This window comes from Streptosporangium heterodermiicola, assembly GCF_051390675.1.
Classification (GTDB): Bacteria; Actinomycetota; Actinomycetes; order Streptosporangiales; family Streptosporangiaceae; genus Streptosporangium.
In genome coordinates, this window is record NZ_JBPJSR010000022.1 from 113,926 (window position 1) to 132,073 (window position 18,148).

Genomic DNA, 18,148 nt, shown 5'->3' on the forward strand with positions numbered 1-18,148 from the left:
ACATATCACCGTAACGGATGATCTATAGCGTCACGCGCAATACCGGGTTCCTCAAGGAGCACGTGGTGCGCAAAGTCCTCATCTCCCTCATCTCCCTCTCCCTCACCCTCGTCGCCGTACAACCCCAGCAGGCCAACGCCAAGGTCGAACTCGACCTTGAGACGTTGACCGGCGCCGAGGCCGTCTCCCTCATGGCCGCCGGCAAGCTGACCTCGGTCGACCTGACCAAGGCGTACATCGACCGGATCACCGCGCTGAACAAGCGCGGGCCAGGCCTGAACGCCGTCACGGACCTCAACCCCAACGCGTTGAAGGAGGCCGAGGCGTACGACCGCCTGCGTAAGAAGGGCAAGTCGCTCGGCCCGGCCATGGGGCTGCCGATCCTGCTCAAGGACTTGATCGACGTCGAGGGCATGCCCACGACGGCGAACAACTGGTCGCTGCGCCAGTCCTTCCCGGCCTCCGACGCCGGCATCACCAAGAAGCTGAAGGAACGCGGCGTCGTGATCCTCGGCAAGGTGGGGCTGTCGGAGTACGCCAACAGCTTCGGCTCGCAGCCCTCCGGGTTCGGCAACTACGGCGGCCAGGTCGTCAACGGCATCGACGCCGACCAGAACCCCTCCGGGTCGTCGTCGGGAACCGGCGCGGCCATGGCCGCGGCGCTGTCGACGCTGGGCATCGGGACCGAGACCTCCGGTTCCATCATCTCGCCGTCCAACGCGCAGTCGCTCGTGGGTCTGCGGCCGACCGTGGGCCTCGTGCCCGGTTACGGCATCGCGCCCATCTCGGCCTCGCAGGACATCGCCGGCCCGATGGTCCGCACGGTCTCCGACGCCGCGCTCACACTGGCCTCGATCGCCGGGCCCGACCCGGTGGCCGACGCCGGGTACAAGGCCGTGTTCGGTGACGACTACATCGCCAAGGGCATCATCCCGCCGCTCCCCGCGACGCTGCCCGACTACACCAAGGCCATCGATCTCGGCTTCGTGCGCGGCAAGAAGATCGGGTACAACGGCACCCTCACCGAGGGCAGCCCGCTCAAGATCGCGTACGACGCCCTGACCGCCGCCGGCGCCGTCCTGGTGCCCCGCCCGCAGGCGACGATCCCCTCGCTGCCCGCGCTGCCCAGCGGCTACGAGCAGCACAAGAGCATCGACTCCTACTACGAGCGGCTCGGCCCGCAGGCGCCGATCAACTCGCTGGTCGAAGAGGTGCAGGTCAACCAGGCCGAAGCTCATCAGGCGCTCAAGTTCGGCAACGTCAACCACCTGAACTCGTCGCAGGCGGACGTGACCCCGGGTGGGGCCAACGAGCAGGCGTACCGGACGAACCTCGCGATCCGTAAGGCCGCCTGGCACAAGGCCATCGACGACATGGTGACGTACACCAACTCGGACCCGGCGCAGCCGGCCGACCCGGTGATCGCCATCCTGGGCGGCGCGCCGAGTGCCCCGCAGGCCGGTTACCCGTCAATCACGATCCCGATGGGCTACACCGCGACCCAGCGGCGCGCCCAGAACGTGCAGGTCCACGGCAACGCCTACAGCGAGTTCGACCTGCTCGGCGTCGCCTACGTCATCGAGCAGGCCACCAAGCTGCGCCGGCCGGCCAGCCTCGTGAACCCGAGCATGTACCGCTGCGCGAAGACGACCCCGGCTCCGCCGTTCGCCGGGCGCGGCGCCTGCAACCCCGACTACGACGCCGTCCTCAAGGTGACCGGCTACGACTCCCGGCCGCTCGGTTTCTCGCTGGAGACCGAGACGGCGCAGAGCCTGATCCGGAAGCTGAACAAGGACGAGGTCTCGGCCGAGGAGCTCACCCGCGCCTACCTCGACCGCATCGCGCTGACCAACGCCGAGGGCCCGGCCACCCAGGCCGTCCGCGAGATCAACGCCGACGCGATCAAGGAAGCCCGCAAGCTCGACCAGGAGCGGTGGAAGTACCGCACCGGCGAGCCCGCCGGCCCGAACGACACGCGCCCGCCGCGTCCCGCCCTCTGGGGCCTGCCGGTGCTGGTCAACGACACCATCGACGCCAAGTCGCTGTCGACCACGGGCGGCTCGATCGCCCTCCAGGGTCTCAAGCCGGCCAATGACTCCGCCCTCGTGGCGAAGCTGAAGGCCGCCGGTGCGATCGTGCTCGGCAAGACCAACGTCACCGAGCTGAACGGCGTCTTCGACGCCAACCTGCCGAAGGGCTACTCCTCGCTCGGCGGCCAGGTCCTGCTCCCGAACGACACCGACAAGACCCCGGCGGGTTCGTCGGCCGGCGCCGCGGCGGCCACCGCCTCGGGTCTGGCCGCGATCACGATCGGCATGGAGACCTCACCCGACTCGGCGCAGCTCCTCGCCCCGGCCGACGCGGCCGGTGTGGTGGGCCTCAAGCCGACCGTCGGACTGGTCAGCACGACCGGTGTGCTCCCTGTGGCCAAGTCGCAGGACGCCCCCGGCCCGATCACCCGCAGCGTCGGCGACGCCGCGACGATCCTCACCGTGATCGCCGACCCGGCGAGCCCGGTCGACTACACGAAGGACCTCAAGGCCGACGCCCTCACGGGCAAGAAGATCGCCGTGGTGTCCAGCACGAGCGCCCCCTACCAGGAGGCGATCGCCAAGCTCCAGGGCCTCGGCGCGACCGTCACCCAGGTCCCGATCGCCACACCGGCCGCGACCGACAGCGTCGTCGCCACCGAGTTCAAGCGTGACCTGAACGCCTACCTCGGCGCGGCCAAGCCCGGCACGACGCTGCAGAGCATCATCGACTACAACGACGCCAACCCGGTCGAGGGCCTGAAGTACCAGCAGGGTCAACTGCTGGCCGCCCAGGCGATCGACCTGTCCGACCCCGCGACGAACGCCAAGTACACGGCCGACCTGGAGGCCGGCAAGGCCGCCAGCAAGGCCGTCCTGGACAGCGTCCTGAGCGGGTACGACCTGATCCTGGTCCCGAGCGGCAGCAACGTGATCGGCTACGCCGACCGCGCCGGCTACCCCGCGCTCACCATCCCCGCCGGGTATGGCGCGCAGCAGAGCTCGTCGGGCCGCAACCCCATCGGTGTGACGCTGATCGGCGGCGCCTTCTCGGAGGCGAAGCTGCTGGCCGGCGGCTACGCGCTGGAGCAGGCGATCGACGACCGCCTCGCCCCCAGCTACACCAACCCCAGCATGTGGCGCTGCGTCCCGGAGAGCACCTTCTTCACGGGCGAGTTCTGCCTGCCGGGCGACCGCCTGGCCCCTCGTTACAAGGGCTGACCACTGGTTGAGGAGAAGGGCCCGCGGTCTCCCCGCGGGCCCTTTTCTCGTCGCGGGTGTACGACCTGAGCTGCCCGTCCACCGCCTGGCCTGGTCCGGGGTCGGCGCTCCGCGTGGAGGGGTTCGACCTGGTGGGAGCCGGTAGCGCGGTTGACATCCAGCGGCAAGCCGGCGAGGCCGTCGCGCGGGCAGGATTCCTGCCCCGTGAGCCGGGGGAGGTGCGGTGTCGGGAGGGGCGTTCTCCGATATCGACGGTCGCCGCGACGGAAGCGGGTGAGCGTCTCAGGGACGCTCACAGAAGTCTTCGCGATGCGCGGTGTGACGTGTTGGTCACGCAGGTGAACGGCTATCTTCCGCCGTCGGCAGCGCGCGCTCTTTCGTGGTCATCTGTGATCATCTGTTCCGCGTGGGCTTCGCCCTGGGCGAAGGCCTGGCCCAGCTGGTAAGCGGGGGAGCGCTCCAGGGCACCGCGGGCCAGGTCGTAGCGGCGGGTGGTGCGCGGGTCGGCGTGGCCGAGCAGGTCCTGCACGATGTGCAGGGCCATGCCCTGGCCGAGCAGGTAGGTGGCGATGGAGTGGCGCAGGGAGTGCGGGGAGAGCTGGTCCCAGGTCGGCACCTTCGCTTTGCGGGCGATCTCGCGGAGCTTGCGGAAGATGGCGGGCTGGTCCAGCGGGCGGCCGGTGTCGGTGCGAAACAGCGGGCCCTGCTCGGGGCCGCGCAGTTCGAGGTAGCGCTCCAGGGCGGCGCCGGCATACGGCGGGATCGCCGCGCGGAGCGTCGTGCCTTGCCGCCCCTTGACCGGTAGGTCGATGACCCGGTGGCCGGCGTCGTAGCCGAGGGAGGAGAGCTGGGCGTCGACGATGCCGCCGACCCGGCAGGCGGTGACCACGAACAGGCAGAGCATCGCGTAGGCTCGCGCGCTGTCGCGGACCCGGGAGGGGGCGGCCCGGCCCAGCTCGTGGGCGGCGGCGATCGCGTTGGCCTGGGTGCGGGCCCAGGCGAGCATCCGGTCCAGGTCGGCTTTGGCCAGGCCGCGGGTCTTGGAGCGTGCGGGAGGGTGGGCGCGTTCCATGTCGGTGAAGGGGTTACCGGTGGCGACGCCCGCGCGCATCAGGTAGCGGTACCAGGAGGAGGCCGCGGAGATGCGCCGCTCGCGGGTCGCCGGAGCCAGGGCCGCCTCGCGCAGCGCGGCGCCGTACAGGTCGGCCTCCAGTGGCGCGACGTCCATCTCGTCCAGGCCACGGACCTCCAGGTAGGCCAGCCACCATGACAGGTCTTGGGAGTAGCCGCGTCGGGTGCGCGGGGAGCTGCGCTTCTCGCTGGACAGCCAGGCCGCGGTGGCGGGCAGCGCGCGGGGCTCCAGCCCGGTGACGCGCATCCGGTCGGCCAGCTCGTACTCGTCGCGGGCCGGCGGCGTGCCGCGCAGCACGATGCCGGGTGCGCGAACGGCCGCTACCGCCCCGGGAGAGGCGTTGTCGATCGTGGTGAGGGTCACGGAGTGATCTTACATGATAAGAGACATTGGCATGTAAGATCGTTTAGATGGCGCGAACCGATTTCCGGAAATGATTAACGTTTTTCGTTTCCGGAAAAGGGGGAAGTGGTACGGTGATCGTCATGACCTCGTCACCGGACTCCGCCCCTGCGGCGCCGTCCCCCCCTCCAGGCGTCACCGAAGCCGAGCGGCTCACCTGCCGGCACTGCGGCGACTCCTTCGCCCGGCCCAATCCCACCGGCCGTGCAAACTGTCATGAAGTTGTCCTGGCGTAATGCCAGTTGATGTCAGTGGGTTTGCCACTTCGTGTCAGTAAGATCGCTAAGATTCACCTGGATTGGTCGGCAAGGATGCCGAGCCGCAAGTAGTTTTCCCAGCTAGGGCGCCCTCTTCTCTCGTAAGCCCGTCATTTTGACGTGAGCCTGCCGGTGTATGCACACCGCGCTTTTTCTTTCGTGAGCAGCGTCCCATACGGCCTATTGAGGAGCCTTCAGCGTGCTCCGGTGCCGCTTTTCGAATACATCCTGCTGACGAGTCGTGTCATTTTGCCATGTGCTGATATCTCTTATTGGTGCTCTGACCTTAGGTTTTGCCATGAGCTGCCAGTACTGTTGTCATTTAGATGTCAGTAGCGCATTTTGGGTGGCTCTCCTTCGTGTCTGGGGGCGAATCCGAGATTGACATTGCGCACGGCGCTGCCGCGCCAGCGCTCGACTCTGTTGTCAGCGGAACTCGCTGTCGCAGAGCTGGTGGTGGCCCTGAACGGGGCAGAAAACGGTGTTGAGAGAGACGTTTTCCGGCATCGGTGACGACTGCGACCGGCGGTGTGGGTGTCTCAAGGATGTTCAGGAGCGTTCTTGCGGCGCGCGGTGGCGCTTGAGCTTTCAGTGGGTGCGTCTCGCAGGATCGGCTGGAGGGCGAGGAAGCGGTCGATCGTCTGCTGGGCGGCCTCTTCGCGCTGCTCGGCGGTGCGGGCGCGGTGTTCGGCCTGTTCTAGCGCCTGCTGTAGCGCCTGTAGGCGGGCGTCGGCCACTGCGGTCGCGGTCCGTGCCTCGTCGCGCTGTGCCCGGGTTCGTTGCAGGTCGTCGCGTTCGGTGGTGAGTTCCTCTCTCAGTTGGGTGATGTGCGTGGTGAGTTCCTCGCGCACCCGGCTGGTCTCGGCGCGGGCTGTGTCGGTGTTCTGTTGTGCCTTGCGCTGGGCGGTCTCGGCGCGCTCGGCTCGGTCACTGGCGGCTTTCAGGTCGGCGCGAGCCTGGTCGAGGTCGGCGGTGCGGTCGGCCAGTGCGTTGTTCAGGGTGGCGACCTGACGGTCGTGCTCGTCGGCCGCGGCGGCGGCCTGTCGGTGTGCGGCATCCAGGGCCCCTTGCAGGGCGTCGCGTTCGGAGGTGGTGCGCCGGACGTCGCGTTCCAAGGTCGTGGCGCGTTCTGTGGCGGTGGTGGCGGTTTGCTGGGCGTGGGCGCGTTCGGCTTCGTGTTCGCCGGCCGCGCGCCAGGCCGCGCGTTCGGAGTCTTCGGCGCGTTGTTGTGCCGCGGTGGCCTGCTGGACGGCTTTTTCTCCTGCGGTGATCGCCGTCTGGGCCTTGTGGTGGGCGTCGGTGGCGCGCTGTTCGGCGGCCGCGGCGGCGGCGCGGGCCTCTTCGGCGGCTTGTTCGGCGGTGTCGATCTGGGTGAGTGCGCCGGTGGTTGCGGTGCTGAGTGCTTCGGTGAGGGCGGTCAGCTGGGCGCTCCAGTGTTCGCCCGCGGCCAGCAGGTCGCCGCTTAGTGCGCCGGTGCGCCGTAGTGCTTCGGTGATGACCGGGGTGTGGGTGGCGGTGCGGGCGCGGTGTGCGGCGGCGCGGCAGGCGTCTCCGCAGTACAGGGCTGGGCGGCCGCTGCGGCGGCCGGTGCGGCTTGGCGGCTCCAGTCGGTTGGTGCATCCCGATCGGGCGCACGTTCGCCCGGTGTTGTCGTCGCTCATGTCGGGGTTCACGTAGGGCTCGGGTGCGTCGGGCGGGCTGTCGATCATTCCGCAAGGCTAGCAGCGTACCGTTCGCGAACGATTGGTTTTCGTACGCAACAAAACGAAATATTGAGGGGTGGTGGAGTTTGAGCCTGACCCGCGATAATCTTGCTTATCGCGGGTCAGAACGGCCCTCAAAACGACGCCTCCGGAGGCTGCCGAATGACGCATAACGGGCACCGCGAGGAGCCGATCACCGGGCAGATCGTTCGCATGGAGGACGGGAACCCAGTGGCCCCGGCCGCAACCGGTGAAAGGCGGTACACCGCGGCGGACTACGCGCTCAGCGACCAAGCCCGGGCCCGCATCGCCGACGGCGTGCCCGCCAACACCCGGCGCGCGTATGAGCGCCAATGGGCCGATTTCTCCACCTGGTGCACCGAACACGGCCGGGTGGAGCTGCCCGCCACCGACCACACGCTGGCTGAGTACGTGGAGACGTTGTGCGCGGCCGAGCGGGCTCCAGCCACTATCGAGCAGGCCATCGCCTGCGTGCGTTCCATGCACCGTCTGGCCGGCTACACCAACCAGCCCCTCACCGACGCCGCCCGGCTGGCGCTGCGTGCCTACAAGCGCGCCCGCGCCGAGGCCGGCACCCGCGGCCAGCGCGAAGCCCCGCCGGTGGGCATCGACGCGCTGCGCGCCATGGTCAGCGCCTGCGACCTGAGCACCCGCATCGGCCTGCGCGACCGACTTTTGCTGGTGCTGGGCCTGGCTCTGATGGGCCGCCGCTCCGAACTCGTCGCTTTGACCTGCGACGACGTCCGCGAAGCTCCCGATGGATTAGAGATCAGGATCCGCACCTCCAAAACCGACAAGGACAGCCGGGGCGAGACCATCGCCATCCCACGCGGCAGCCATCCCCTGACCGATCCGGTGACTGTTTGGAGGGAGTGGGTCGCCGTGCTCGGCGAGGCTGGGGAGACCTCCGGGCGGTTGTTGCGCCGCATTGACCGCCACGGCAACCTCGGACCTCGCCTCGGCGCCGACGCCGTGAACGTCATCGTCCGCGACCTCGCCGTCCGTGCCGCAGTCCCCGGCGCGGACACCTTCACCGCGCACAGCCTGCGCGCGGGTGGGGCCACCGTCGCCTACGCCGCAGGGGTTCCCGTCTCCGTCATCGCCAAGCACGGCCGCTGGGCCCCGGCCTCCCCGGTCGTGCTGCGCTACATCCGCGCCGTCGACCGCTGGCGCGACAACGCCATGCGCAACGTCGGCCTCTAAGAAGAGGGCAAGCTCAATCGCTCTTCCGTACCGGCGCTGATGAAGCGCGGACCGCGCTTCTCGGCAGATCGAAGCTGTTGGCCGCCGTTGGAAGACCCTGTTGACCTGGGACGACAGCACTACTTTGCGGCTGGGCGTAGCTTTAGGAGTTCTCATGCGGGGGTTGGAGCCGAGTGCTTTGACGCTCAGGTCGGGGTCTGAGGAACATCGGAACCGGATCGTGCGCTAAGCCATCTCAGAGCAGGTCAGCGCTGTACAGCTCCTCCCTGGACCCCTTGGAGAGCAGCTAGCCGCAGATACTCCCGGATTTACTGCGGCAGAACCCGAACGGCCCCCACAATGACCTGGAGACCACGTTTTCGCGATCATGGTCGAGGTGTACGCATTTACTGCGGCAGCGCTCAGGCCGCCGGAAGGAAACCGATGATCGACTCTGCGGCTGAGATCATCCCGCTACGCGGCGACGCCCCCGCCACCTACGCCGGTGCCATCGACGCCTACCTGAGGGCCGCCGGAATCGGCGCCTCCTCCCGGCGCATCTACCGAATCTCTCTGGCCACCTGGGCATGGCTCGCCCACGGAACCCAGCCCCCGATCGGCAAACAACGGCGCGGCGCGACGGTCCCCGAACTCTTCCTGGCCGACCTCGGCCATCCCGCCGCAGCGGCGAGAATCGCCGCCGCCTTCGCTGAACGGGCCACCCTCGCCGACGCCGACACCGTCAACCGGGAACTGTCGGTGCTGCGCGCCGCCATCGCCTGGTGGCGCGCACGGGGCTGGCTCGCGGCCGAACCCACCGCGGGGCTGGAACGCCGGCCTGCGCCACCGGACCGCACCCGGGCACTGACCCGCGACCAGATCGCCGCATTGTTCGAGCTGAAGACCGGCCTTCGGGAGAAAACCCTCTGACCTGCGCCTTGCCCCTTTGACGCTTATCTTGTCTGCCCCCCCGGAGCGGGCAACGTAGTGGCGCTTCGGCTCGGCCGTGAGGCGGGGTCGGTGGCGGCCTCCGCGGAGATAGCGCTGGCTTACCGAAAGTGGTTTGCTCGCGCGGGCGGCCGAGCATGCGGACGCGTTCGTGGACTTGGTCGGCGCCGAGGCCGACGTCACTGCTTGGCGTCGGCACCTACTCGCCGCGGGGGGCGTCGCCGGCGACGGTGAACCAGGCATTGGCCGCGATGACGCTGCTGTATGAACACGACCCCGCACTGCGCCTGGCGGTCAAGCGCGCCCGGGTGCCCAAGCCTGGAACTCCGGATGCGTTGTCGCAGGCGCAGGAGAACGCGGTACGCCGCGCCGCCGACCGCCGCCGACCGCCGCGGACCCCGCGACGCCGCCCTCATCGCCCTGCCGAGGGCCGGAGCCCGCACTGAGGAATGTTGCCACACTCCCGCCGCGCAGACACGCGCGAACGTCATGGAGGCATCCGAGGAGGAGCCGAACAAGCCCTAAGAAAATGATTTGTCCCGGAGCCTATTTTCCCACTTTGAGCTTCGCTAAAAATTCATATCAGACGCGACATCCATCGCCTAGCAAATTCTGTTGATATTGATTCATTTATTTCAGGCGAAGATGCTTCAGAGAAAAACTCAAAGAGATGTTCGTCGATTTGCACATCATCTCTCATTTCTAACGCATCTGCCCATTCCGTTAGTGTGGCTGCGGGAATTTGACCAGATAGGTAGGAATCGAGAATCCTTGCCACGTCCTCGGCTTCGACAGACTCGAGGGGGGCGTCAATATCCCACGAATACTTACGCAGCTTATCGACAAGATCAGACACTGGTCGTCGCAGCTCGATTAGTTCTCTGAGCAGGCGACGACGATCTTCTTTCGCTTCTTCAAACTTCACATCTTGTCCTTGATGTGAACCACACTTCCGTCGGGAGCGATAGTAACCTTCTGAACCGACAGTGAGGTGATCTCAGCGACTTTCATTTCAGGTAGCCGTGTTCGAAATGAGTGAGAACGAGTGCGGCTTTGACGATGTCGCCGATTCTGCTGGGGCTGGCGGTGATGCGCTGGAGGGTGCGCCAGCGTTGGGTGAGCAGGGCGAAGCCGCGTTCTCCCAGGCAGCGCAGGGCGCGCAAGAGCGCGTTGCGGGTGCGGGTGTCGAGGTCGAGGGGCCGACCGTCGGAGGGTTGTTTGACCGGGGTGAGAATGCCGATGCCGGCGCCGTCGTAGCCCGAATCGGCCAGGGTGGGCAGGCCGTCGGCGGCGGCTTTGTACAGCGCCCCCAGGACGTGTGTGCGGGCGGCGGTCAGGTCGTGCACCGATCCGGGCTCGACGGTCGACACCCACAGTGGCAGGCCGCAGGGCGCGGACAGGGCTTGGATGTTGCCGCCGTGGTGGCGGGTCTTTCCGGAGTACCACAGGTCGATGGGTTCACCTTTGACGCTGATGGTCTTCTCGGCGCAGCGGTCGGTGGTGATGATGGTGCCGTCCAAGATCAGGTGGGTGAGGTCGGCGTCGGTGGCGCGCCGCAGGGCGTGGTGCAGGTCGGGCGCCTTCTCGGCCAGGACGTCGATGACCTCGTCGATGTAGCGGTAGGCGGTGGCGCGGGAGATGCCGTGGTCGCGGCCGAGGGCGGCCCGGTCGGTGCGGTCGCGAAACCAGCGCAACCCCATTACGGCCTGTTCAAAGCAGGTCAGGGCCCGAGAACCCGAGCGGGTGCCCAGTCGGCGGCGCTCGGCCGACAGCAGCAGGGAGAGATGGCAAACCAGCTCCCGAGAGACGTCGAGCGTGGCACGATAGGTGATCACGTGGGGCTTTCTGGCTGAAGAAGACTTGTGGTGAGACCTCTTCTACCGAAAGCTCCACGCCTATTTCAGGGGCATCGCGATCCATCCCGATTCATGTCTTCCGACGTCGTTTTGAAGGCATCGAAACGCAACTGCCCTTATTGATCTTGCTGAGATCACCTCAGTGTCTTCCCGTTGACATCAACGATCTTGCGATAAATCGCGTACGACCCTGGCATCCTTCCGGGCACTCGAACTTCGAACTTGACGTTACCTGTATCGTATTGAGTAATTTTAATGTCGTCTTTGTATTTTGTCAGCTTACCCGCAAACCGCTTATGATTCTTAGCTTGCGCCTCGGTTAGAGCGCGAGAGGGGGCGCGCGAGCACCGGCGCGGACGCCGAAGCCGACGGCTCCGGTGTGCTCGCGGGGGTCGGTGTGGCCGTCGCGGACGGTGTCTCCGATGTCGCGGGGGCGGTCATGGTGAAGGGGATCTCCCCCTCGATCGGGTGGCCGTCGGAGGAGACCACCCGCCAGGCGATCACGTACCTGCCCGACGGCAGCGGCCCGGGAACCTCGGAGGTGACCGTGTCGCCGGTCGCCTTGGCTTTGCCGATATCGACGATCACATCGTCCGTCGTGCGCAGCGCGAGTGCGGGGAAGCGGATCCGGGAGCTGAACTCCAGTCTGATCCGCTCGACGGCGGAGACCTTGGCGTCCTTGGCCGGGGAACTGCTCTTGAGGCGGTCGTGGGCGAGCGCCGCGGGTGTGCCGAGCAGGACGAACAGGGCGCGGCACAGCGCGGTGACAGCGGTCGTGCGGACAGATCGTGGCAGGGACGCCATCGTGGGCTCCAGAAAGAACCTTTCGCCGTGCCCTTGGTACGGACCGGCGAGAACGGAGGAGACGCCTCCGGCGGAAAAGAAGAAGGAGGGCGTCGTGGTCGCGAGGGGCACGCCGCCCGCCGGACCCTTCCTCCGGGTCCCTCAGCCGGCGTGACGCGCCACGGGCGGACCGCGCCGCCGCAGCACCGGCAGGATCTCCCAGCCACCGTACGGCCGCACCTCGGCCGCGGGAACGGCCCGCCACACCGGCGAAGCCACCTCGACGGGGGCGGCGAACAACAGCCGGATCGACGGCCGCGGCCCGCCGTACAGGCGGATCATCAACCACAGCGCGCTCTCGCCGCGGTGCAGCCACCACCCGGTGCCCAGCGCCACCACCAGGTGGGCCACCGTCATGCCCAGCCCGGAGGAGTGACCGTGCTCGGCCGAGGACATCGCGTGCGGCGCGGACGCGGCGCGGCTGAACAGCTCGTGCAACACGATCTGCGCGCCGGTGGTCGCGGCCAGCACGACCTCCACCCCACGCTCGCGCCCGTTCAGCGCGTACGCCACACAGAAGGCGACCAGCGCGCCCAGAACGGCCAGACGCGGCGGGATCAGACCACCCCCGGCCAGGGCATGGCCGCCCGCGGAGACCACGAGGCACATCGTCGCGAAGACGACGGCTCGCGGCACACGCAGCGCCGACGCCACAGGGGTCACGAACGACATCCTGTCAGGCGGGTGGCCCGCCGAGAAGACCGGGATCATGGATCATGTCGTCGGCCGTCACGGCCGGGGTCGCCCGCCTCATGTCCGGAGATACGCGCGGGGTGGTCTCACGGTTCATCCGGTGGGCGGCTCGTGTCCCCTACCGGCCGTCGCGCGAATCCGGGCCCGGTCGAGGCGCGGGCCGATCTCGGACGACATCCGGTCCACCGTCGCGGCGAGGGTCGCGGCCATGCCCGGATGGCCGGCGTCACCGTAGCCGTGGCAGTGACCGGCCATCGCCGAAGCCAGGGTGCGGACGCCTCTCGAACCCTCGACGAGGGTGTCTCGCTCATGCGGCAAATCAGTCGCTGTCGCGGGGAACCGGTCACGCGATGCCACCGACTACCTGGTGGGTGGGCGATCGATCGCCCACCTTGTCGACGGCTATCACCTGCCCGGAGTGTTCGTGTCAAGATTGCGCCTCTTCACCATCCTCGTCGCCTCGATCACGCTGATCAGTGCGTGCGCCTCCGGCGTCTCCGACACCGATGAGAAAGCCCCCGCCGCCCCGGTGTTACGCGTCGGCCTGAGCGAGGAGTCCGGCGCCCTGGACCCGCACGCCTTCACCGGCAACTTCCTGCTGCTCGACGCGATCTACGAGCCGCTCGTCACCTACACCAAGGGCGGCAAGCTGGAACCGGGCCTCGCGGAGTCGTGGACCGTCGCCAAGGACGGCCGGCAGGTCACCTTCGACCTGCGCGACGGCGTCCGCTTCACCGACGGGACACCGCTCGACGCCGCCGCCGTCAAGTGGAACTTCGACCGGTGGGTGGGCAACAAGAAGTTCACCTTCTTCCGGGCCTCGCAGATCATCTCCGCCGTGGACACCCCCGACGCCGACACCGTCCGGCTGACGCTGTCGGAGCCGTACGAGCCGCTGCTGCAGGAGATGTCGATCGTGCGGCCGGTGCGGCTGCTCAGCCCGAAGTCCGCCGCCGCCGGAGGCGCGTTCGCCACCCCCATCGGCACCGGACCGTGGAAGCTGGTGTCGAACTCCGCCACCGGTGCGGCGCTGGCCCGCAACGACGGCTACTGGGGGACCAAGCCTCAGCTGGAGCGGCTTGAGTTCAAGGTCATCCCCGATTCCCAGGCGCGCGTCGACGCGCTCGCCAACGGCGAGATCGACCTCATCGGTGGCTCCTACCTCGCCCCGATCACCCCGTTGGAGGCCAGGTCGCTGAGCGAGCGCGGCGACGTCACGCTGCTCACCGGCGCCTCGGACGTCTCGATCATGCTCGGGTTCAACCCCGAGGGGCCGGCCGGTGACCGGGCCGTCCGCGAGGCGGTGCGCCAGGCCATCGACACCACCTCCCTGGTCGGCGCGCTGTTCCAAAGCTACGGCGAGCCCGCACGGCGGGTGTTCCCGCCGGGCGTGCCCGACTCCGGCACCGACCTGCCGCTCTACTTCGACCAGGCGGGCGCTCGCGCCACCCTGGCCGCCGCCGGATACACGCTCGACGGCGATAGCCGGGTCAAGGACGGCAAGAGGCTCTCCCTCAAACTGCTCCTCCCCGCCAAGCCGGCCGCGGGGCAACTCGACCCGCGCACGATGGCCGAGGCGATCGCCGCGGCCCTCAAGGAGGTCGGGATCGCCGTCGAGATCTCCCCGGTCGACGCCGCCGCGTACTACGACGAGCGGGCCGAGGGCACCTACGACCTGACCTTCTTCGAGGGCCTCGGCGCTCCGTACGACCCCTCCAGCTCGATCGTGTCGCTGTTCACCTCCGGCGCGCGCGCCCCGCTGTGGGCGACCCCGGCCACCGAGAAGGCGGTCGACAAGGCGCTGTTCGCCCGCGACTCCACCGCCCGTGCCGCGGCCTACCAGGAGCTCTACGACGCGGTGGCCGCCGACGCGGGCTTCGTGCCGCTGGCCTACCGGCCGCGGATCTGGGCTGTGCGCGCCGCGGTGAAGGGCTTCACGATGCCGCCCACCGACGTCGATCTGGAGCTCACCGGAGTCACCGTCGAATGAGGTCACCCGGCCGGCTGGCCACCGTGGGCGGTTACCTCGCGCGCTGGGCCGTTGACGTCTTCGGCGTGCTGCTGGCGATGTCGCTCGGCGTCTTCGCGCTGGTGCTGCTCGCGCGCGGTGACGCCGCGGCGGTGCTGGCGGCGACCCGGGCGGGCCGGCCGGCCACGCCCGAGCAGATCGAGGCCGTCCGCGTCGAGCTCGGCCTCGACGATCCCGCCCCGGTGCGCTACCTGCGCTGGCTCGCCGACGCGTGCACCGGCGACTTCGGGCTGTCGCTGCGGACGAACACGCCCGTCGGGCCCGAGGTCGCCGACCGGCTGGGCGTCACGCTGGGGCTGGTGGCCGGCTCCACGGTGGTCGCCCTGGTGATCGGGGTGAGTGTCGGCGTCGCTGGGGCGGTACTGCGGCGTGGCGTGCTGCGCGGGACCCTGCGGATCGCGGCCCTGCTCCTCACCTCGGTGCCGGCGTTCTGGCTGAGCTACCTGCTGGTGCTGGTTCTGGCCCTGCGGCTGCGCGTGGTGCCGACGTCGGGGATGGCGGGTCCCTCGACGTGGCTGATGCCGATGGCGGTACTCGGGCTGCCGGTCGCTGGCGTGCTCAGCCGGGTGGTGGCCGTCACGCTGCGCGAGGCCCTGGACCGGCCCTACGTGCGCGCGGCGCAGGCCAGGGGCAGCGGGCCGCTGTCGATCGTGTTGCGTGACGGCCTGCCCAACGCCGCCGGGCCGATCCTGTCGGTCGCCGGGTTCGGCATCGGGAGCCTGCTGGTGGGTGCCGTCGTGGTGGAGCAGATCTTCGGCTGGCCCGGTATCGGGGCCTACTACGTACAGGCGGCCGGGGCCCGGGACGTCCCGGCGCTGCAGGCCGGCACGCTCGTCATGGGAGGCGGCTTCATCCTGGCCAACCGCTGCGCCGATGTCCTGCAGGGACTCATCGACCCCCGCTCCCGGCGAGACCGGAACGTCCGTTCCGCCTCCTCCGGGAAGGGGCCCTCCGGCTGGGGTACGCCGCTCTGGGACCGGGCCGGCGGATTCACCACCCGGCTGCGGCGGGGGGCGAGGTGACTGGCCGGGCGTGGACGCGTACGGGACTGGTCGCGCTGCCCCTGGTCCTCTTCGCGATCGCGGGGGTGCTGGCGCCGGTCATCGCCCCAGCCGATCCCACCGCCACCGATCTGGCAGCCGGGCTGCTGCCGCCGTCGCCGGAGCACCCGCTCGGCACCGACCAGCTCGGCCGCGACCAGCTCAGCCGGATGCTGTACGGGGCGCGGATCTCGCTCACGGTCACCGCGGCCGTGCTGGCGCTCTCGCTGACGGCCGGCACGGCCGTCGGTGCCGTCGCAGGTTACCTGGGCGGATGGGTCGACCGGGCCGTCTCCCGGGTGATCGACGTGGTCGTGTCGCTGCCCGGGATGCTGGTGGCGCTCGCGGTGATCGGGGTGCGCGGACCCGGTGTGGAGAACCTCGTCCTGGCGCTCTCGCTGTGGTCGTGGGCGCCGTACGCCCGGATCGCGCGCGCCCGCGTCGCCGGCATGCGAAGCAGCCCCCATCTGGACGCCCTGCGTCTGCTGGGTGCGGGCCGTGGGCGCATCATCGGCCGCCACCTGCTTCCCCCGGCGCTGGCGCCCTGCCTGGTCTACGCCAGCACGGACGTCGGCATGATCGTCCTCAGTGTCGCCACGCTGAGTTTCCTCGGCCTGGGCGTCGCCCCGCCGCACGCCGAATGGGGCCAGATGCTCATCGAGGGGCGGCCGTTCCTGGCCTCAGCATGGTGGCTGGCCTACCCGCCCGGCATCGCCATCACCGCCGTGGTGTTCGCCGGAAACCTGCTCGGTGAGCGGCTGGCGGCCGGCGAGGAACGGCCGTCGATCCTGCGCCTGGTCCGCCCGCGGCGGATCCGCTCGGCACGGACACGCCCCGAGCAGGGCCCGCAGCCCGCCCGCGTGGTCGTCACGGAGCGACCCGCGGCGCCCACCCCGCCAGACGCGGCGCAGGAAGATTCTGCCGAGAACGACGCGGTGCTGCGCGTTCGGGACCTGTCCGTCTCCTACCCCGGCGGCGGCGACGGCCGCCGTCGCGTCGTCGCCGGGATGTCCTACGAGGTACGGCGCGGGCAGGTCCTCGCCCTCGTCGGCGAGAGCGGAAGCGGTAAGACCACGGCCGCGCTGGCCCCGTTCGGCCTGCTGGACCCGAACGCGGTGGTTACCGGCTCGGCGCTGCTGGGCACCGGTGCCGGGGCCCGGCAACTGGCGGATCTCTCCCCGGGAGAGCGGCGCCGGATCAACGGGCGCCGCGTGGGCGTCGTCTTCCAGGACAGCGGCGCCGCCCTCAACCCGTTGCGGACGATCGGCGCGCACGTCGACGAGGCGGTCCGCAACGCGGGCCGGGGCGGCCGGCGCGCCGCGACCCGCCGGGTCACCGAGGAACTGCTGCGCCTGGCCGGCCTGCCGGACCCCGCCGAGGTCGCCCGTGAGTTCCCTCATCAGCTGTCCGGCGGGATGCGCCAGCGGGTACAGATCGCCATCGCCCTCGCCGGTGAGCCGGAGCTGCTCGTCGCCGACGAACCCACCTCGGCTCTCGACGTGACCGTGCAGGCGCGGCTGCTCGCGCTGCTGGCGCGTCTACGTGACGAACTGTCCATGTCCATGGTCATCGTCAGCCACGACCTGGCGGTGGTGGCGCGCCTGGCCGACAGCGTGGCCGTCGTCTACGGCGGCCGGATCGTGGAGTCGGGTTCGCTCACCACGGTGGTCACCGATCCCGACCACCCCTACACCCGTGGCCTGCTGGACGCCGTACCGCGCCCCGGGGCGGCACCGGGCACCCGGTTTCGCACCATGCCCGGCCGGGCGGGCGCCGGTCCCGACGACGCCGAGGGCTGCGGGTTCGCACCCCGATGCCCGCTCGCGGCGGCGGCCTGCGTGTCCGGGCCGCCGCCCCTGGAGACGCTGGAGGCGCTGGTCTTGAGAACGCCGGTCCGCGCCGACGCACACCGGTCGGCCTGCCTACGCCACCCCAGCCGCCCCGCGACCACAGAAGGGAAGGGGACCGGCCTGTGCTGGAGATCGTCGGAGTGAGCGCCGGTTACGGCGGGGGCCGCGGCGGCCGAGACGTCACGGCGGTGATCGAGGACGTCACGATGCGCGTGGCGGCGGGCGAGATCGTCGGGCTGGCCGGTGAGTCGGGGTGCGGCAAGACGACGCTGGCGCGGGTCGTGACCGGGCTGCACCGGCCCAGCGCCGGGGTGGTGCGCGTCGCCGGGGTGGACGTGCACGCGCTCCGGGGCCGGGCCCTGCGGGCCCATCGGCGGCAGGTCCAGATGGTGTTCCAGGACCCCTACCTCACGCTCAGCCCACGGCATACGGTACGACAAGCCCTCACCGAGCCGCTGCTCGTCCACCGGATCGGCGATTCCCGGGCCCGGTCCGCGCGGGTGGGCGAACTGCTGGACCTCGTCGGGCTCGACCCCCAGGTCGGCGATCGCCGTCCCGGGCAGCTGTCGGGAGGCCAGCAGCAGCGCGTGGCGATCGCGCGGGCGCTGGCTCTGGAGCCACGCCTGCTGATCTGCGACGAGCCGGTCACCGCGCTCGACGTGTCGATCCAGGCGACGGTGCTCAACCTGCTCTGCGACCTGCGTGACCGGCTCGAGTTCGGCTGCCTGTTCATCAGTCACGACCTCGCCGTCCTGTCCCAGCTCGCGGACCGGATCGCCGTCATGAAAGGAGGCCGGATCGTCGAGCAGGGCCCGACCGGGGACCTCATCACCCACCCCCGCCATCCCTACACCCGCACTCTGCTCGCGGCCACCCCCACCATGGACATCGCGACGAGCACCGATGCTCCCGAGGGCTGATCCTCGGGTGTCCCCGGCCGA

At 69.6% G+C, this 18,148-nt stretch carries 14 protein-coding genes; 7 read left to right on the forward strand and 7 right to left on the reverse strand.

All coding sequences use genetic code 11. The features are described 5' to 3' along the window. The first annotated feature begins 65 nt into the window (after positions 1-65). Positions 66-3,251, forward strand: coding sequence for an amidase family protein (locus ACSC1Q_RS34965; RefSeq protein ID WP_436762997.1), 3,186 nt, complete (start codon positions 66-68; stop codon positions 3,249-3,251). Positions 3,252-3,597: 346 nt separating this feature from the next. On the opposite strand, the gene ACSC1Q_RS34970 is transcribed toward ACSC1Q_RS34965, so the two are convergent. Both ACSC1Q_RS34970 and ACSC1Q_RS34975 read right to left on the reverse strand, forming a co-directional pair. After that, positions 3,598-4,746: a tyrosine-type recombinase/integrase gene (locus ACSC1Q_RS34970; RefSeq protein ID WP_436762998.1), complete on the reverse strand. Its 1,149-nt coding sequence runs from the start codon at positions 4,744-4,746 to the stop codon at positions 3,598-3,600. Between the two features lie 835 nt (positions 4,747-5,581). Next, positions 5,582-6,751, reverse strand: coding sequence for a coiled-coil domain-containing protein (locus ACSC1Q_RS34975; protein WP_436762999.1), 1,170 nt, complete (start codon positions 6,749-6,751; stop codon positions 5,582-5,584). A 156-nt stretch (positions 6,752-6,907) separates the two neighbouring features. Between ACSC1Q_RS34975 and ACSC1Q_RS34980 the strand changes: the two genes are divergently transcribed. Both ACSC1Q_RS34980 and ACSC1Q_RS34985 read left to right on the forward strand, forming a co-directional pair. Continuing rightward, the gene (locus tag ACSC1Q_RS34980; protein ID WP_436763000.1) at positions 6,908-7,969 is read left to right on the forward strand and encodes a tyrosine-type recombinase/integrase; all 1,062 of its coding nucleotides are present in this window, start codon (positions 6,908-6,910) and stop codon (positions 7,967-7,969) included. Between the two features lie 423 nt (positions 7,970-8,392). Next, on the forward strand, positions 8,393-8,878 hold the full coding sequence (locus tag ACSC1Q_RS34985) for a hypothetical protein (protein WP_436763001.1): 486 nt from the start codon (positions 8,393-8,395) through the stop codon (positions 8,876-8,878). 595 nt (positions 8,879-9,473) lie between these two features. Here the strand turns inward: ACSC1Q_RS34985 and ACSC1Q_RS34990 are convergent. From ACSC1Q_RS34990 to ACSC1Q_RS35010, 5 genes are all read right to left on the reverse strand, one after another. Then, positions 9,474-9,821, reverse strand: coding sequence for a hypothetical protein (locus ACSC1Q_RS34990; protein ID WP_436763002.1), 348 nt, complete (start codon positions 9,819-9,821; stop codon positions 9,474-9,476). Positions 9,822-9,903: 82 nt separating this feature from the next. Continuing rightward, on the reverse strand, positions 9,904-10,731 hold the full coding sequence (locus ACSC1Q_RS34995; RefSeq protein WP_436763003.1) for a transposase family protein: 828 nt from the start codon (positions 10,729-10,731) through the stop codon (positions 9,904-9,906). Positions 10,732-11,055: 324 nt separating this feature from the next. After that, the gene (locus ACSC1Q_RS35000) at positions 11,056-11,556 is read right to left on the reverse strand and encodes a copper resistance CopC family protein (RefSeq protein WP_436763004.1); all 501 of its coding nucleotides are present in this window, start codon (positions 11,554-11,556) and stop codon (positions 11,056-11,058) included. Positions 11,557-11,697: 141 nt separating this feature from the next. Then, the gene (locus tag ACSC1Q_RS35005; RefSeq protein WP_436763005.1) at positions 11,698-12,258 is read right to left on the reverse strand and encodes a hypothetical protein; all 561 of its coding nucleotides are present in this window, start codon (positions 12,256-12,258) and stop codon (positions 11,698-11,700) included. A gap of 123 nt (positions 12,259-12,381) precedes the next feature. After that, positions 12,382-12,606: a hypothetical protein gene (locus ACSC1Q_RS35010; protein WP_436763006.1), complete on the reverse strand. Its 225-nt coding sequence runs from the start codon at positions 12,604-12,606 to the stop codon at positions 12,382-12,384. A 106-nt stretch (positions 12,607-12,712) separates the two neighbouring features. Here ACSC1Q_RS35010 and ACSC1Q_RS35015 point away from each other — a divergent pair, with 106 nt between their 5' ends. Genes ACSC1Q_RS35015 through ACSC1Q_RS35030 form a run of 4 tightly spaced genes read left to right on the forward strand, consistent with a single transcriptional unit; the run spans position 12,713 to position 18,127 of the window. Next, a complete protein-coding gene (locus tag ACSC1Q_RS35015) occupies positions 12,713-14,278 on the forward strand; it encodes an ABC transporter substrate-binding protein (RefSeq protein ID WP_436763007.1) in 1,566 nt (521 codons plus the stop codon). After that, entirely contained in the window at positions 14,275-15,339 is a 1,065-nt protein-coding gene (locus ACSC1Q_RS35020; protein ID WP_436763008.1) for an ABC transporter permease, read from the forward strand. The genes ACSC1Q_RS35015 and ACSC1Q_RS35020 overlap by 4 nt, the downstream gene beginning before the upstream one ends. Then, positions 15,336-17,351: a dipeptide/oligopeptide/nickel ABC transporter permease/ATP-binding protein gene (locus ACSC1Q_RS35025; protein WP_436763009.1), complete on the forward strand. Its 2,016-nt coding sequence runs from the start codon at positions 15,336-15,338 to the stop codon at positions 17,349-17,351. The genes ACSC1Q_RS35020 and ACSC1Q_RS35025 overlap by 4 nt, the downstream gene beginning before the upstream one ends. Beyond that, a complete protein-coding gene (locus ACSC1Q_RS35030; protein ID WP_436763010.1) occupies positions 17,330-18,127 on the forward strand; it encodes an ATP-binding cassette domain-containing protein in 798 nt (265 codons plus the stop codon). Before ACSC1Q_RS35025 ends, ACSC1Q_RS35030 begins: the two co-directional genes overlap by 22 nt. The last annotated feature ends 21 nt before the right edge of the window (positions 18,128-18,148 follow it).